This is a genomic window from Pseudomonas sp. MEJ086, assembly GCF_030209025.1.
Lineage (GTDB): Bacteria > Pseudomonadota > Gammaproteobacteria > Pseudomonadales > Pseudomonadaceae > Aquipseudomonas > Aquipseudomonas fulva_A.
Genome location: NZ_JARVSV010000024.1, coordinates 92,021 through 108,244 on the forward strand (window position 1 = coordinate 92,021; position 16,224 = coordinate 108,244).

Here is a 16,224-nt window from a genome sequence, read left to right on the forward strand (position 1 = left end):
TAATCAGCCGCTGCTTCCTGACGTCCAGCTGCGCTAGATGCCAATAGCCGGAACTTTAGTAGGGGCAAACGCTTCAAACAGATGTGGCGACCGTATCAGCAAGACCGCCCGGTCTTGCGTTGTCGCCCTTCTCCTATCAGAAACCATGGGTACTATCGTGACGAAAGACGAACTGCGCGCCGAACTCGAGCGCCAGGCGCAGCGTTACAAGGATGTATACGGCGGAGAGGTCATCACTTACGCCGCCCAACCGGATCCGGAACGCAAGCCTTGGCGCAAGCGAGCCAGCCTGCTCGATCAGGCATTCGATAAAGAAATCGAGAAGATCGAGAAGGACTTGTCCAGCAAGGAAGAAGCCAGAGCCGAAAGCGCCTGACCCGCTGACCGGTGCCGGCTGGCGCGCCCGAGCACGCCGCCGGCGGTGCAGTGTTCAGCGTCGCTTCGACGTGGACTTGCCACCCAGCAAAGACCCCAGCACACCGCGAACCAGTTGCCGACCGAGTTGATTGGCGACCTGACGCATGGCGCTTTTCATTGCCTGACCAGCCAACCCGCCGAGGAACTCGCCAGCCACGCTGACAGTGGACGGCGGTGCCTTGCCCGCTTGCACCTGCTCGCTCGCCTGGGTTGCACGGGCGGTCAGGATCTCGTAGGCCGACTCCCGGTCGAATGCCTTGTCGTAGCGCCCCGCCTGCGGTGATTGGCGAATCAGATCTGCACGCTCGCTTGCCTGCAATGGCCCGATACGCGATTGCGGCGGGGCGATGGCGACACGCTGCACCATCGCCGGCGTGCCTTTATCCTCCAGGGTCCCCACCAGCGCCTCACCGATCCCCAGCTCGGTCAGCACCGCAAGGCTGTCGAACGCCGGGTTGGGACGAAAGCCGTCGGCCACCGCGCGCAGCGCCTTCTGTTCCCGGGTGGTGAACGCCCGCAGGCCGTGCTGAATACGCAACCCCAGTTGCGCCAGCACATCGTCCGGCAGGTCTCCCGGCGACTGGGTGACGAAATACACACCGACGCCCTTGGAGCGAATCAGCCGCACGACCTGCTCCAGCCGCGTCTGCAAGGCCTTCGGGGTATCGGCGAAAAGCAGGTGAGCCTCGTCGAAGAACAGCGCCAGAACCGGTTTGTCCGCATCGCCGCGCTCGGGCAACTGCTCGAACAACTCGGCCAGCAGCCACAGCAGAAAGGTCGCGTAGACCTTGGGCGCTTCGTGAACCAGGCGGCTGGCATCGAGCAGATGAATGCGCCCGCGACCATCACGATCCGGCTGCAGGATGTCTTCGAGCTGCAGCGCCGGCTCACCGAAAAGCGCCTCGCCACCCTGCTGTTCCAGGCTCGCCAAACGCCGCAACAACGCCTGCGCGGAGGTATTGGTGAACAGCGCGCTGTCGGCGCCCAGCACCTGCGGCTGTTCCTTGAGATGAGTCAGCAGGGCTTTGAGGTCTTTCAGGTCGAGCAGCAGCAGGCCTTCACGATCGGCCACCTTGAACGCTGCATACAGCGCCGCCTGCTGGCTGTCGGTGAGTTCGAGCAGCGCGCCGAGCAGAAGCGGGCCCATTTCGCTCAGGGTGGTGCGCAGCGGATGACCGCTCTGCCCATGCACATCCCACAGGCTGACCGGATAGGCCCTCGGGCTGTGCGCCAGCCAGGGCATGCTGGCGATACGTTCGGCGACCTTTCCCTGAGGAGCCCCGGCGGCGCCGAGGCCACACAGATCGCCCTTCACATCCGCGGCGAAAACCGCGACGCCTGCGTCACTGAAGTTCTCGATCAGACGCTGCAGGGTCACGGTCTTGCCGGTTCCCGTTGCACCCGCGATCAGGCCATGACGGTTGGCCAGACGCAGCGACTGGCCCACTGCCTGGCCATCGCCGCCATCACCCAAAATGAACTGCTGATTCAAAGACATGATTCCGTCCTCTGGACTAAAGCTTTGCTACTTCGATGCCGACATAAACGCCGGGCTATGACCGATCAGCCTTCGCCGATTCTCCGCCCCGCTCCACTCGCCAGATGGCGACGCCCCCAAGACTGGTTCCAGTGACTTCCGGACGCAAGATGCCATGACGAGAAACCTGCAGTTCAGCCACAAGATTCTGCTGGCCGCCACCCTGGTGGTAACGGTCGCCTTCGCCCTGTTCAGCCTCTATAACGACAGCCGCCAGCGTAGCAGCATCCAGCAGGCACTCCAGAACAACCTGAGTCAGGCCAGCGACGCCGCGGCGGGCAATATCGAAAGCTGGTTGTCGGGGCGTATCCTGCTGATCGAGAGCCTCGCCCAGAACCTGGAGCTGGCCATCGCGAGCGGCAACCTGCAAGACGTCATTTCGCGCCCGGTCTACAAAGGCGCCTTCCTCTCCACCTACATCGGCCTGCAAGGCGATGGCCGCTTCCTGTCCAGCCCGCCGACCCAGATGGCCGCCGGCTACGACCCGCGCACTCGCCCCTGGTACAAGGACACCGCCCAGGCCAACCGTACCGTCCTCACCGCGCCCTACGTCGACCAGATCACCAATTCCCTGGTGATTTCGCCGATCGCCCCGGTGCGCGGCCCCGACGGCAAAGCGTTCGGCATGACCGGCGGTGACGTCAGCCTGGATACTCTGGTGAAGATCATCAATTCCATCGAGCTGGGCGACCTGGGCTATGCGTTCCTGGTCAGCAAGGACGGCACCGTACTGGTTCACCCCCAGGGCGACCTGGTGATGAAGAACCTGCGTGATCTCTATCCGAATACCAGCATCGGCCTCGACAGCAAGCTGACCGAAGTCGAACAGGATGGCCAGGACCGGCTGCTGACCTTCGCCCCGGTCCAGGGCCTGCCCGATGTGCAGTGGTATGTCGGCCTCTCCATCGACAAGAACCTGGCGTACGCCGAGCTGGATGAATTCCGCCTGTCCGCGGCCATCGCCACGCTGATCGCGGTCGCGTTGATCATTGCGCTGCTCGGCGTGCTGATCCGCGTACTGATGCAGCCGCTGACCACCATGGGCAAGGCCATGGAAGACATCGCCCGTGGCGAAGGCGACCTGACCAAGCGCCTGGCCATCCAGTCCAACGACGAATTCGGCGCACTGGCCAGCTCGTTCAACCGCTTCGTCGAACGTATCCACACGTCCATTCGCGAGGTGTCCTCGGCCACCGCCCAGGTCAACGAGGTCGCCAAGCTGGTGGTCAACGCGTCGAACTCGTCCATCGTCAATTCGGACGAGCAGGCCAGCCGCACCAACAGCGTGGCTGCGGCGATCAACGAGCTCGGCGCCGCCGCCCAGGAGATCGCCCGCAACGCCGCGGACGCGTCCAATCAGGCATCGGACGCCCGCCTGCAGGCTGAAGACGGCGGCAAGGTGGTGCAGCAGGCGATCAAATCCATGACCGAGCTGTCGACCAAGGTCATCGACGCCCGTGCCAAGATCGAGATGCTCAACGGCAAGACCGTGGACATCGGGCAGATTCTCGAAGTGATCAAAAGTATTTCCCAGCAGACCAACCTGCTCGCCCTCAACGCCGCCATCGAAGCGGCACGCGCCGGCGAGGCAGGTCGCGGTTTCGCGGTGGTCGCTGACGAGGTGCGCAACCTCGCCCATCGCACCCAGGAGTCGGCCCAGGAAATCGAGAAGATGATCGAAGAACTGCAGATCGGCTCCCGCGAATCGGTCACCACCATGACCGAGAGCCAGCGCTACAGCGAGGAAAGCGTGGCAGTCGCCAACCAGGCCGGCGAGCGGCTGGGCAGCGTGACCACGCGCATTGGCGAGATCGATGGCATGAACCAGTCGGTGGCGACCGCCACGGAAGAACAGACCTCGGTGATCGAGGCGCTGAACATGGACATCACCGAAATCAACACCCTCAATCAGGAAGGCGTGGAAAACCTCCAGGCCACCCTGCGCGCCTGCGCGGATCTGGAGCAGCAGGCCGCTCGCCTGACCCACCTGGTCGGCAGCTTCCGCATCTGATCGCAGAAAACCAACAAGGGCGCCAATGGCGCCCTTGTTCGTCGATGTCCGACCTACTTGTCCGGCGTAGCATCACGCTCACGCTGCAAGCGCTTCCACAACGCCTCGGCACCGTCGAACTCGGCGCCGTCCTCTTCGCTCAACGCCTCTGGATCGTAACGCCGCACACAACCTTCACCCAGGGTGGGCGGTGGCGTTGCGGTGCCGGGTTGGCGAGGCGTGTCATCGCTCATGAGAGATCAGCCGCGCCGGTGGCCCTGTTCATGCTGGGCGAACTCCTTGACCGCCAGCAGCACGTCGTGACGGCTGATCTGACCGACCAGCTTGCCACCTTCAATGACCGGAAAACGTCGGCGCCGTCCTTTCAGGAAGCGTTCGGCCACATCGATGATGTCGGCTTCCGGCGAGGTGGTTTCAACGTTGGTGGTCATGTAGGAAGCGATAGTGCCGCCAGTCGACTCGTAATAAGCCCCCTGAAGAATGCCCCGCAGGCAGTCGCCCTCCGACAACAGGCCAACCAGACGATCGTGATCGTCAACCACCGGCGCGCCGGAAATACGGTGTTCCAGCAATCGGTTGATGGCCGTGAACAGATCGGTGTCGGCATGGAAGGTGACCAAGTGACGGGTCATGTAATCACGCACTTTCACGGACTTGAGCATGAACGGACTCCCTTATTCGAGCATCGGGTCGAATGGATCAGTCGAACACAACGGTCTTGTTGTTGTGCACCAGTACCCGATCTTCCAAGTGATAGCGCAGACCACGGGAAAGCACCATCTTTTCCACGTCTTTGCCGAGGCGCACCATCTCTTCGATGCTCTCGCGATGGCTGACGCGCACCACGTCCTGTTCGATGATCGGGCCGGCATCCAGCTCTTCGGTCACGTAGTGGGAGGTCGCGCCAATCAGCTTGACGCCCCGCAGCGAGGCCTGGTGGTAAGGCTTGGCACCCACGAACGAAGGCAGGAAGCTGTGGTGAATGTTGATCACCCGCTGTGCATAGTCCTGACACAATTTGGGCGGCAGGATCTGCATGTAGCGAGCCAGCACGATGGCATCGGCGCGGTGCTCTTCCACCAGGCGTGCGACCTCATCGAAGGCCGGTTGCTTGTTCTGCGGGTCCACCGGCACGTGGATGAACGGAATGCCGTGCCACTCGACCATGCTGCGCAGGTCGTCATGGTTGGAGATCACGCAGGGAATATCGCAGTCGAGCTCGTTGCTGTGCCAGCGGTGCAGCAGGTCGGCCAGGCAGTGGGACTCGCGGCTGGCCATCAGTACCACACGCTTCTTCTGCGCCGAATCGGTGATCCGCCACTCCATGGAGAATTCCCGGGCGATCGGCGAGAACGCCTGATTGAAGCCATCGAGATCGAAGGGCAACGAATCGGCACGAATTTCATGACGCATGAAGAACCAGCCACTCTGCGTGTCGGAGTGGTGGCTCGCCTCGGTGATCCAGCCGTTGTAGGTCGCCAGAAAGTTACTGACCTTGGCGACGATGCCAGTACGGTCAGGGCAGGCGATGACCAGCCGAAAAGTGCGCATGAACAACTCCAGAGAAATAGCGAAGGCGCGCATTTTAGCCAGACTAACGAAAAACTGCAGTATCTCTACAGGCCTGACTGTGCGCGCAACGTCCGATCAGCGACCGACCGGCAGAAAAAGCCATGCAAAGCCACGTAACAAACGCGCTGGCCAATTGGCCGAGCGGATTAATTCCCGCATGTTTTCAAGTGTCAATAAAACAGTAAATCGCTGTCGCCAGCTGCAACTTATTTTCTACAAGAACGTCTCTACACTACAAAGCGGTTTACTTATAATTAAGCGATGTCTACTATAAGCAACACTTGGCCACCACTCCCTGCATTAAAGGTAAACACATGTCCTTGATCACCGAATACCGTACCCTCGAAGAAAACATCAAAGAACTGCAAGAGCGTCTTAAGAATCTGTCGCAAGACGACAAACTGAAGAAAGAGCTGGAGTTCGAAGGCAAGCTGCGCACCCTGATGGGTGAATACCAGAAGTCGCTGCGTGACATCATCGCGCTGCTGGATCCGGATGCCAAAGCTGGCAAGGCTCAGCGCAATGCCAAAGCTGCACCGACCGGCAGCAAGCGTGCTCGTAAAGTTAAGCAGTACAAGAACCCGAACACCGGCGAAGTCATCGAAACCAAAGGTGGCAACCACAAGACCCTGAAAGAGTGGAAAGCCAAGTGGGGCGCTGACGTGGTCGAAGGCTGGGCAACCCTGCTGGGCTGATACCAGATCGGGGCTGTGAGTCCATGAAGAACGCCAGCAATGCTGGCGTTTTTTATGGGCGCTATTATTGGTTCGAGAAACAAGGCATCACGAGTGCACTCGGTGCCAGCCCGGCTTGCTCTGCCGCAGAAGCTATTCCCCTGCGCCGTCTTTTATCTCGATAGTGGCCAATTGATTTACAGCGCATAACGCTGACGCAAATGCCGTGCATGAGCGCCCCACGCCTCCAATATCACTCGCTGCGCATCTGTCGCTCCGGTCAGGTATTGCGCCAAGTCCGTCTCGAAACTCGCCAAGGTATTGGGGGCTCCCCACTCTGCGCGAGTAAGGCGCTGACGACAAAAGTCCTCCCAGCGTTTTTGCTCCTCGCCATTCAAGGTGGCAGGAAAGTTTCGCGCCCGATAACGAAACAGTAATTCAGGTAACCGATGGTCATCGAAAGGCCAGCCCTGTGCGCCCAACTGTTGCGGATCGCAAGTGCGAACCTGCTCGCACAGTCGACGGTCACGATCACCGATAAAACCGTCATACAACTGTTGTTCCGGATCGCTCACAGCGGCAAAACTTTCCTCTTCGTATACCTGCGGCAATTTGTCCTGCCATTCGGGCTGTCTATCGATCAGGCGCTGCGCGCGAGCCTGGTAGTCGGCCTTGTCCAACTGCAGCCGCTGGCAATCTTCCGGACGCAGCACACTCAAGGGCGCGACTACCGGACAACGGTTTATATGGATGAGTTTGAGCGGCACCGGCAGTTCGCCCTCGGCCAGTTGCTCGCGCCGGGTATAAAGACGGCGACGCAACGTTTCGCCCTCTTCGTCGAGGAGCGGCGTGGTATCGAGGTGCAGGTCGCAGACGATCAGTGCATTGCGGTTACGCGGGTGCCAGGCCAGCGGCAGCACGATTCCCAGGTAGTGGCGTGCGCCGGCAAAGCGCCCGGATACATGCACCATCGGCTGCAACAGGCGCACTTGATCGAGCACCCGCTGCTTGCCGCGCAGCCCATAGAGATAATCGTAGAGTTTCGGCTGACGCTCGCGCACCAGCCTCGCGAGAGCGATGGTCGCACGCACGTCGGATAGCGCATCGTGCGCCTGGCCATGCTCGATGCCATTGGCGGCGGTCAGTTGCTCCAGCTTCAGGCTGACGCCCTTTTCACCCTGGGGCCATTCGATGCCTTCCGGGCGCAAGGCATAGGCGGTGCGCACCATGTCGATGAGATCCCAACGGCTGTTGCCACCCTGCCACTCCCGCGCATAGGGATCGAAGAAGTTGCGGTACAGGCTGTAGCGCGTTACCTCGTCATCGAAACGCAGGCTGTTGTAGCCCACGCCACAAGTGCCGGGACGCGCCAGTTCGGCATGCATGCGAGTCATGAACTCGGCTTCGCCGAGCCCTTCACTGGCCAGTCGCTCCGGGCCGATGCCGGTAATCATGCAGGCGGCCGGGTGCGGCAGGATATCGTCGCTGGGCTGGCAATAGAGGTTGAGGGGCGCCTCTATTTCATTGAGCTGTTCATCGGTGCGGATACCCGCGACCTGCAGCGGACGATCGCGGCGCGGGTCGATACCGGTGGTTTCGTAGTCATACCAGAACAGACTGGAAGGCACGGGGGGCTCCTTTGGCGAATGGACGCCGCAGTCTAGGTTCGTTACCGCCTCACCACAAACCGCAACGCATCCTCGAAAGCTTGATCGGCCGCACACCCTGAGCGAAACCACGCGACGTTTGCGCTTGTGGCCCCTCACTTCCACCATTAATATTACGAAACAATCTTACTCACACTCGCCAAGGATGAATCATGAGTGACGCGCTCTCCACGAACCCCTACGCCGTTCCCACCAGCCAACTGCAGGAAACGTCCAATAGCGACCAGGCGCCGAGCATCGAGCAGGCCCTGAGCCGTGGCTACGATTTCAGCATCGGCGCGCTGATCAGCGAAGCCTGGCAACTGACCAAGGGCACCAAAGGCATCATCATCGGTGGCTTCCTGATCTTCTACGTGGCGATATTCATCGCCTCGTTCGTGATCGGTGCGGTGCTGGGCATCTTCACCGCGTTCAGCGAAAACCTGGCACTGATCATCATCGGTCAGATCGTCACGACCATTCTCGCCTCCGCCGTGAGCTACCCCTTCATCGCCGGCCTGAGCATGATCGGCATCCGTCGCGCGGCAGGCCAGCCGTTCAGCTTCAACGAGATTTTCAACCACTTCGGTCGTACCGTGCCGCTGCTGATCGTTGCGGTCGTGATGATGCTGCTTATCTACCTCGGCATGCTTCTGCTGCTGATTCCGGGCATCTACCTGTCGGTCGCCTACATGCTGGCCATTCCGCTGGTCGTCGAGCGCGGCCTGTCGCCCTGGCAAGCCATGGAAGCTTCGCGCAAGGCCATCACTCAGCACTGGTTCAAGGTCTTCGGCCTGTTCCTGCTGCTGGGCCTGATCGTTGCCATCAGCGCAATCCCCGTGTTCATCGGTCTGATCTGGACCGTGCCACTGTTCGTCGTGGCCATGGGCGTGCTGTATCGCACCATCTTCGGCGTACTGCCGGTCGCACGCTAAGCACCTTCTCACCTGGCCGCGTTTCTCGCGGCCAGGTTGCTTCCTGCCTCGCTGCTGGCTAGCATCGGGCTTTGCTCATATGACGTGACGATGCCGCCCTCCTCCATTTCCCCTCTCACTCGACAACGGCACCCGGTGCTGGACACGCGCTATCAGGTGGAAACTCCGGAAGGCATCGACCTGGCATTGCGCCCGGCAGGCCTGGTACCACGGGCGCTGGCCTTTACCATCGACCTGCTGATCCGCGGCGTCATTCTCGCGGTCGTCTACCTGACGCTAGGCATGTTCGGCCAACTCGGCATGGGCATCGCGACCATCGCGCTGTTCCTGGTGACCTGGTGGTACATGGTGCTGTTCGAAGTGCTCAACCAGGGCCGCTCGCCAGGCAAGCAGTTACTCGGCCTGCGCGTGGTGCATGACGATGGCACACCCATCGGCTGGCCGGCCTCGCTGACCCGCAACCTGCTGCGCTTCGTCGACCTGCTGCCATTCGCCTATACGCTTGGCATCATCAGTTGCCTGAGCAATCGCGCCTTCAAGCGTCTCGGTGACATCGCCGCCGGTACGCTGGTCGTCTACCGCGATCAGCCCATCGAGCGCCCCAATCTGCCCGAGGCCGAAGCGTTGCGTGCACCCTTCCCCCTCGATTTCGCCGAGCAGCGCGCCATGCTCGCCTTCGCCGAACGCGGTGAAGGCCTGTCGACTGCCCGACGCGCCGAGCTGGCTGCCATTCTCGCCGAGCCCCTGCAGGTGGATGCCGAGCAGGCGGAAGGCAGGATCAACGGTATCGCCCGCAGCCTGTTGGGGCCGACATGAAGCAGAGTCTTTTCGAATCTCGGCACCAGCCACAGTGGCAGGCATTCAGCGAGCAACTGGCGCGACTGGAGAAAGGCAAGGCAGATGCGGAGAAAAGCCGCACCTTCGCCGCCGACTACCGGCGTCTGTGCCAGCATCTGGCCCTGGCCAGGGAACGCGGTTACAGCAACCACCTGATCGACGAGCTACAGCAACTGGCGCTACGCGGCCATCAGCAGTTCTACCGTCATCGCAGCGCCATAGGGCCGCAACTGATCGGCTTCGTGCTGGCCGGTTTCCCACGTCTGGTGCGTGAAGAGTGGCGTCTGGTGACGATCGCCAGCCTGCTGTTCTTCGGCAGCCTGGCCGTCATGGGCACCCTCGTCTACCTGTTTCCCGACCTCGTCTACAGCGTCATGGACCCCAGCCGCGTCAGCGAGATGGAAAGCATGTACGACCCCGATACCTCGCGCCTCGGACGCTTCGGTGAGCGCGACTCCGGTGATGACTGGATGATGTTCGGCTACTACATCATGAACAACATCGGCATCGCCTTTCAGACCTTCGCCAGCGGCCTGCTGTTCGGGGTCGGCAGCCTGTTCTTCCTGCTGTTCAACGGCCTGATGATCGGTGCCGTGGCCGGTTACCTGACGCAACTGGGCTACAGCGAAACCTTCTGGTCGTTCGTGATCGGCCACGGCGCCTTCGAATTGACCGCCATCGCCCTGGCCGGCGCCGCGGGCCTCAAGCTCGGCTGGGCATTGCTCGCCCCCGGGCGCCTGCCCCGCGGCGAAGCCCTGCGCCTGGCCGCAACGCGCGCGGTACGGCTGCTTGGCGGCGCGGCGCTGTTCCTGCTGATCGCCGCGTTCATCGAGGCCTACTGGTCCTCCATGACCTTCACCACGCCCCATATCAAATACTGGGTGGGCGCCGGACTCTGGGCATCGGTCCTGGCTTACCTGTGCCTGGCCGGCAGGGGGCAGCATGCGCCTGACTGACGCCAGCGTGGCGATCCGCCCGCGCACGCCCTGGGAAGCCATCGATCTCGGCGTCCTCATGGCAGGTCGTCATCGCAGCCTGCTAATGGCCAGCTGGGCAGCCGTCACCGTGCCGATTTTCGCCCTGCTCTGTGCCCTGCTGTGGCAGTACCCCACCTGGGCCATATTGGTTTTCTGGTGGCTGAAGCCGGCCTACGAACGGCTACCGCTGTACATTCTCTCCCGCGCGCTGTTTGGCGATACGCCGACCTTCAAGCAGGCGCTCAAGGCATTTCCCGGCCTGCTCAAACCGCAGCTGCTGGCCAGCCTGACCTGGCGACGCCTCAGCCCGTCGCGCAGCTTCGACCTGCCGGTGCTGCAGCTCGAAGGCCTGAAGGGCAAGGAGCGCACCCAGCGCCTGAACGTACTGGCGCAACGCGATGCCGGCGCAGCGACCTGGCTGACCGTGGTTGGCATACACCTCGAGACGGCCCTGTGGGTCGGGCTGGGCAGCCTGGTGTATTTGCTGATCCCCACCCAGGTATCCACCGAGTGGGACTGGCAGAGCCTGATCAATGGCGATACCAGCGACTGGTTCTGGCTGGAGCACCTCTCCAACCTGGCCTACGTGCTGTTGCTGATTCTCTGGGAACCGATCTACGTCGCCTGCGGCTTCAGCCTCTACCTGAACCGTCGCACGGCCCTGGAAGGCTGGGACATCGAACTGACCTTCCGCCGCCTGCGCCAGCGCCTCACCGGTGTCGCCTACGCACTATTGCTGGGCTGCGGCATGCTGTTGCTGAACGTGCCGACGCCAGCCCTGGCAGATACCTCGCACAGCTGCCCGCTGCCCAGCGAAGACCCGGACGGCCCACAGGCTCCGCGCATGCTCGCGCAGCCGCTGAGCACCGAGGCCTCGCGCGAATCGGTGCTGGCGATTCTCGACGAAACACCCTTCGAGAACCGCGAAGCGGTGACTCGCTGGCGCTTCGGCGACGAAGCCAAGCAGGAGGAACCCTCTGAAGACAGCCGCAAAGCGCTGGAAAGCCTGTTCGAGATGCTCGAAAGCTGGACGGCCTTGAAAGGCATTGCGCTGTTCTTCGAAGCCGTGCTGTGGGCGCTGCTGATCGGCATCGTCGCGCTGGTGCTCTGGCGCTACCGCGAGTGGCTGAGCACCTTCGCTGGCGGTACTCGGCTGCGCATGCCGCAAAGAAGCCAGTCACCTGACCAGCTGTTCGGCCTGGAAGTACTGCCACAGAGCCTGCCGGACGATGTCGCCAGCACTGCCGAACGTCTCTGGCAGGACGACCCGCGGGCAGCCCTGGGCCTGCTCTACCGCGCCCTGCTCAGCCGCCTGATCCACGACCACAAGTTGCCGCTCAAGGGTTCTCACACCGAAGCCGAGGTGCTGCCCCTGGTCGACGGCCTCGACGATCCGGAGCTCAGCAACTTCAGCCAGACCCTGACCCGTCACTGGCAGAACCTCGCCTACGGTCACCGCCTGCCGCCGACCGAGGCGCGCCCGGCGCTGTGCAATGACTGGCGACGCCTGATCGAACACGGTGGTCGGTCATGAACCGCACCGCGCGTTTCGTCATCGGCGCCCTGCTGGTACTGGGCCTTGGCCTGCTCGGCGCCTATCTGTTGAGGCATGCCGAGCCCTACGAAGACGTAGTGAGCCACGGGCCGTCACCGGAAGCACGCGCCAACCCCTATCTGGCCGCCGAGCACTTTCTGCGCAAACAGGGCCTCGACGTGACGCGCGCCGACAACCTCGCCGGCCTGGCCGAATTGCCCAGCCGCGGCCATACCCTGCTGCTGCTCGGTAACCGCAGCAACCTGACGCCCCGGCAGAACGAGCGCCTGCTGCAGTGGGCAGCCCAGGGGGGTCACCTGCTGTTCATCGCCGAACGCATGTGGGACGAAGAGAAAGGCAAGAGCGGCGACCTGCTGCTCGACGCCTTGAGCGTGCAGCAATACCCGGTCGAGAAACTCGACGAAGACGAGGAACAAGCGGACAGCGCTGCCGAAGAGGAAACCGCGGCCTCGGCCAACGATGAAAGCCAGCAAGAGCCGACGGATGCTTATCCGGAGCTGACCAAGCTGTATCTGGAGAACGAGCAGGCACCCGCCTATGTCGATTTCGATACCGACTTCCATCTCTACGACGCCAACAACCTTGCCCATGTCTGGGCCAACAGCGGCGAAGCCACTCACCTGCTGCAGATTTATCACGGCGAAGGGCTGATCAGCATCGTCACCGACGCCTGGATCTGGCAGAACGCCAACCTGGCCGATTACGACAACGCCTGGCTGCTCTGGTACCTCAGCCAGGACAGTGCGGTGACCCTGGTCTACAACGCCGACCGCGACAACCTGCTGACCCTCTTGCAGCGCCATTTCACTCCGGCTCTGCTGGCCCTCGGCCTGTTGCTGCTCCTGGGGCTGTGGCACGTCGGCCAGCGTCGTGGCCCGCTGTTGCAGCCGCAACCGGCGAGCCGCAGGCAACTGCAGGAACACCTGCGCGGCGCAGCCGACTTCCTGCTTCGTCACGGTGGCCAGCAGCGCCTGCTGAACAACCTGCAGCAGGACATCCTGCGCCGCGCCCGGCGCCGGCACCCCGGCTTCGAGCGGCTCGGCGTCGCCGATCAGTGGCAGATTCTCGGCCGCCTCAGCCGCCAGCCTTCCGCAGCCATCAGCCAGGCCATGCGCCCGCTGAGCAAGAAACGCCTTTCCGCCAGCGACTTCACCCGACAGGTCGCCCACCTGCAAACACTCAGGAATGCCCTATGAGCGAACATACGCCCGACCAGCCGAGCAGTCCGATCAGCGAGCCTGCCAGCACCACAGCCGCACCAGCCGCCAGCAATATCGCCCAGCAGCGTCAGCGTGCCAGCCAGTTGGCCCAGGCCTTGCGCCAGGAATTGCAGAAAGCGGTGATCGGCCAGACGGCGGTCATCGATGATGTGCTCACCGCGCTGATCGCTGGCGGTCACGTACTGCTCGAAGGCGTGCCGGGGCTCGGCAAGACCCTGCTGGTGCGGGCTCTGGCCCGCTGCTTCGGCGGTGAATTCGCACGCATCCAGTTCACCCCGGACCTGATGCCCAGCGACATCACCGGCCATGCCGTGTACGACCTGCAGAGCGAACAGTTCAAGCTGCGCAAGGGGCCGATCTTCACCAACCTGCTGCTCACCGACGAGATCAACCGTGCTCCGGCCAAGACCCAGGCCGCCCTGCTGGAGGTCATGCAGGAGCGTCAGGTGACCCTGGAAGGCCGTCCGCTGGCGGTGCCGCTGCCGTTCATGGTGCTGGCCACCCAGAACCCCATCGAACAGGAAGGCACCTACCCGCTGCCGGAAGCCGAACTCGACCGTTTCATGCTCAAGCTGCACATGGATTACCCCGAGCAGGACGAAGAGTTGAGCATGGTGCGTCAGGTATCGCGTTCGACCAAGGCCGACATGCTCGAAGTCACGCCCCTGCGCACGCTGCTGCAGGCCAAGGACGTGCTGATCATGCAGAAGATCGCCGGTGATCTGCCGCTGGACGAACAGGTACTCGACTACGCCGTGCGCCTGGCCCGCGCGACCCGCAGCTGGCCGGGCCTGGCCATCGGCGCCGGTCCGCGCGCGTCCATCGCCCTGGTACGCGGCGCCCGTGCGCGCGCCCTGCTGCGTGGCGGCGACTTCGTGTTGCCCGATGACATCAAGGGCTGCGCCCTGGCCGTATTGCGCCACCGCGTGCGCCTGTCGCCGGAGCTGGATATCGAAGGGCTGTCCATCGATCAGGTTCTGCTGCAACTGCTCGATCAGGTTCCCGCACCCCGTCTATGAACGCCTCGATCCTGGATAGCGCGGCATGAAGCCCTCCTCCCTCCTGCTCCGCCTGCTGGCCGGGCTGCTGGTGGTCGCCATCGTACTCGGCGCTCTGGATGCCCTGTCCATCGCGGTGCCGGAACGCCTCGTCGCGCTCTGGTGGGGAGCCTTGCTGGTCCTCGCCGGCGCCGCGTTGATCGACGCCCTGCGCCTGTACCGCCAGGCGTCGCCTCGTCTGCAGCGGCACCTGCCGGGCAACCTGCCACTGGGACGCTGGAGCGATGTACAGCTGACCGTCCATCACGCCTACCCGCGTGCCCTGCACATCCAGGTATTCGACCATGTCCCGCAGGACATGGCTGTCGAGCATCTGCCGCAACAGGTCGAACTGCGTCCGGGCGAACAGACCACCTTCAGCTACCGGGTGCGCCCGCTGCTGCGTGGTCATTTCGTCTTTCCACGCTGCGAAGTCAGCCTGCCCAGCCCGCTGCGTCTGTGGCAGTCGCGGCGCTATCTGGACGTGCGCGACGAAGCTCGCGTCTACCCGGATTTCGCCCGCCTGTACGGCGCTCAACTGATGGCCGTGGACGACTGGGTCGCCCAACTGGGCGTGCGCCAGCAGCAGCGTCGTGGCCTTGGGCAGGAATTCCATCAGCTACGCGAATTCCGCGATGGCGATACCCTGCGGCAGATCGACTGGAAGGCCACTGCCCGCAAGCGCACGCCCATCGCCCGTGAGTATCAGGACGAACGTGACCAGCAGATTCTGTTCCTGATCGACTGTGGCCGGCGCATGCGCAGCCAGGACGGCGAGCTGTCGCATTTCGACCACGCCCTCAACGCCAGTCTGCTGCTCAGCTACGTGGCCCTGCGCCAGGGAGACGCAGTGGGGCTGATGACCTTCGCTGGCGAGCAAAGCCGCTACCTGGCACCGGTCAAGGGCCAGGCTCAGGTCAATGTGCTGCTCAACGCCGTCTACGACCTGCAGAGCACCCAGCGTCCGGCTGACTACGCCGCTGCTGCGGATACCTTGCTCAGCCGCCAGAGCCGGCGCGCCCTGGTGGTGCTGATCACCAACCTGCGCGACGAAGACGACGAGGAGTTGCTGGGCGCGGTGAAACGCCTGGAGCGCCGGCACCGGGTGCTGATCGCCAGCCTGCGCGAGGAAGTGCTCGACAGCCTTCGACATACTCAGGTGCGCGACTACGAGTCGGCCTTGAACTACTGCGGTGCCGTGGATTACCTCAACGCACGCAACACCCTGCACGAGCGCCTGGCCGCTCACAACGTCCCGGTGCTGGACGCCCGCCCTGGCGAACTCGGCCCCGAACTGGTCAACCGCTACCTGGCCTGGAAAAAGGCCGGGATGCTCTAACCCCGATGCTGGCCGCGCGGATGGAGCCTGGCAGATCATGCCCCGGGTTTCGCTGGCTCAACCGCAGGCTGGGGGTAACAGTTGTTTGTTTCTGACTACTGCCCTGAAACGCGCCATTCCTTATACTGCGCCCCATCGATTTCGCCTGTGGAGCGCACGCCTGTGAACTTTTCCTCCTGGACACCCAAGGAGCGCCTGATTTCCGCGGCCTTCTTCGCCGTGGCCATCGGTTGCCTGCTGTATGGCTTCACATCGGGCGTACCGCCCATGAGCAGCGAGTTCTTCTCGATGTTCGCCGTGGTGTCGCTGGTGATTGGCCTGGCGCTGACACCCAGCTTCATGCTTCAACCGCTACGCGAAAGCCTGGGCAGCAATCTGTCCAAACCGATGCGCATCGCCCTGGGCTTCTTCTGTGCCTTCCAGCTGATCGCGGTCATTCGCGTGATTCTCGGCTGAGTCCCGCAGCC

16 protein-coding genes are annotated in these 16,224 nt (G+C 62.9%); 11 read left to right on the forward strand and 5 right to left on the reverse strand.

The annotated features are described in order from the left end of the window. The first annotated feature begins 157 nt into the window (after nt 1-157). On the forward strand, nt 158-376 hold the full coding sequence (locus tag QRN22_RS15550) for a hypothetical protein (protein WP_042556287.1): 219 nt from the start codon (nt 158-160) through the stop codon (nt 374-376). A 54-nt stretch (nt 377-430) separates the two neighbouring features. On the opposite strand, the gene QRN22_RS15555 is transcribed toward QRN22_RS15550, so the two are convergent. Further along, nucleotides 431-1,915, reverse strand: coding sequence for a helicase HerA-like domain-containing protein (locus tag QRN22_RS15555; RefSeq protein WP_042556270.1), 1,485 nt, complete (start codon nt 1,913-1,915; stop codon nt 431-433). 154 nt (nt 1,916-2,069) lie between these two features. Here QRN22_RS15555 and QRN22_RS15560 point away from each other — a divergent pair, with 154 nt between their 5' ends. Further along, nucleotides 2,070-3,965, forward strand: coding sequence for a methyl-accepting chemotaxis protein (locus QRN22_RS15560; RefSeq protein ID WP_042556269.1), 1,896 nt, complete (start codon nt 2,070-2,072; stop codon nt 3,963-3,965). Between the two features lie 53 nt (nt 3,966-4,018). On the opposite strand, the gene QRN22_RS15565 is transcribed toward QRN22_RS15560, so the two are convergent. The 3 genes from QRN22_RS15565 to purU are packed head-to-tail and all read right to left on the reverse strand — an operon-like array spanning nt 4,019 to nt 5,516. Next, a complete protein-coding gene (locus QRN22_RS15565) occupies nt 4,019-4,198 on the reverse strand; it encodes a hypothetical protein (protein WP_042556268.1) in 180 nt (59 codons plus the stop codon). A gap of 6 nt (nt 4,199-4,204) precedes the next feature. Beyond that, nucleotides 4,205-4,627 (reverse strand): CBS domain-containing protein, encoded by a 423-nt coding sequence (locus QRN22_RS15570; protein WP_042556267.1) that lies wholly within the window; start codon nt 4,625-4,627, stop codon nt 4,205-4,207. A gap of 37 nt (nt 4,628-4,664) precedes the next feature. Then, nucleotides 4,665-5,516, reverse strand: coding sequence for a formyltetrahydrofolate deformylase (gene purU / locus QRN22_RS15575; RefSeq protein WP_042556266.1), 852 nt, complete (start codon nt 5,514-5,516; stop codon nt 4,665-4,667). A gap of 335 nt (nt 5,517-5,851) precedes the next feature. Between purU and mvaT the strand changes: the two genes are divergently transcribed. Further along, the gene (gene mvaT / locus QRN22_RS15580) at nt 5,852-6,232 is read left to right on the forward strand and encodes a histone-like nucleoid-structuring protein MvaT (RefSeq protein WP_042556265.1); all 381 of its coding nucleotides are present in this window, start codon (nt 5,852-5,854) and stop codon (nt 6,230-6,232) included. A gap of 176 nt (nt 6,233-6,408) precedes the next feature. Here mvaT and sbcB read toward each other — a convergent pair whose 3' ends face one another. Beyond that, complete coding sequence (gene sbcB, locus QRN22_RS15585; RefSeq protein ID WP_042556264.1) at nt 6,409-7,839, reverse strand: exodeoxyribonuclease I; 1,431 nt, start codon at nt 7,837-7,839, stop codon at nt 6,409-6,411. Between the two features lie 191 nt (nt 7,840-8,030). On the opposite strand from sbcB, the gene QRN22_RS15590 reads away from it, so the two are divergent. From QRN22_RS15590 to QRN22_RS15625, 8 genes are all read left to right on the forward strand, one after another. Then, a complete protein-coding gene (locus tag QRN22_RS15590) occupies nt 8,031-8,792 on the forward strand; it encodes a hypothetical protein (RefSeq protein ID WP_042556263.1) in 762 nt (253 codons plus the stop codon). 90 nt (nt 8,793-8,882) lie between these two features. After that, nucleotides 8,883-9,608 (forward strand): RDD family protein, encoded by a 726-nt coding sequence (locus tag QRN22_RS15595; protein WP_042556262.1) that lies wholly within the window; start codon nt 8,883-8,885, stop codon nt 9,606-9,608. Next, nucleotides 9,605-10,585, forward strand: coding sequence for a stage II sporulation protein M (locus QRN22_RS15600; protein WP_042556261.1), 981 nt, complete (start codon nt 9,605-9,607; stop codon nt 10,583-10,585). The genes QRN22_RS15595 and QRN22_RS15600 overlap by 4 nt, the downstream gene beginning before the upstream one ends. Then, complete coding sequence (locus QRN22_RS15605; protein WP_042556260.1) at nt 10,572-12,140, forward strand: DUF4129 domain-containing protein; 1,569 nt, start codon at nt 10,572-10,574, stop codon at nt 12,138-12,140. Before QRN22_RS15600 ends, QRN22_RS15605 begins: the two co-directional genes overlap by 14 nt. After that, nucleotides 12,137-13,357 (forward strand): DUF4350 domain-containing protein, encoded by a 1,221-nt coding sequence (locus QRN22_RS15610; RefSeq protein WP_042556259.1) that lies wholly within the window; start codon nt 12,137-12,139, stop codon nt 13,355-13,357. The genes QRN22_RS15605 and QRN22_RS15610 overlap by 4 nt, the downstream gene beginning before the upstream one ends. Next, complete coding sequence (locus tag QRN22_RS15615; protein WP_042556258.1) at nt 13,354-14,400, forward strand: AAA family ATPase; 1,047 nt, start codon at nt 13,354-13,356, stop codon at nt 14,398-14,400. Before QRN22_RS15610 ends, QRN22_RS15615 begins: the two co-directional genes overlap by 4 nt. Before the next feature lie 25 nt (nt 14,401-14,425). Next, nucleotides 14,426-15,757: a DUF58 domain-containing protein gene (locus QRN22_RS15620; protein ID WP_042556257.1), complete on the forward strand. Its 1,332-nt coding sequence runs from the start codon at nt 14,426-14,428 to the stop codon at nt 15,755-15,757. Nucleotides 15,758-15,919: 162 nt separating this feature from the next. After that, nucleotides 15,920-16,213: a hypothetical protein gene (locus QRN22_RS15625; RefSeq protein ID WP_042556256.1), complete on the forward strand. Its 294-nt coding sequence runs from the start codon at nt 15,920-15,922 to the stop codon at nt 16,211-16,213. Nucleotides 16,214-16,224 lie beyond the last annotated feature (11 nt).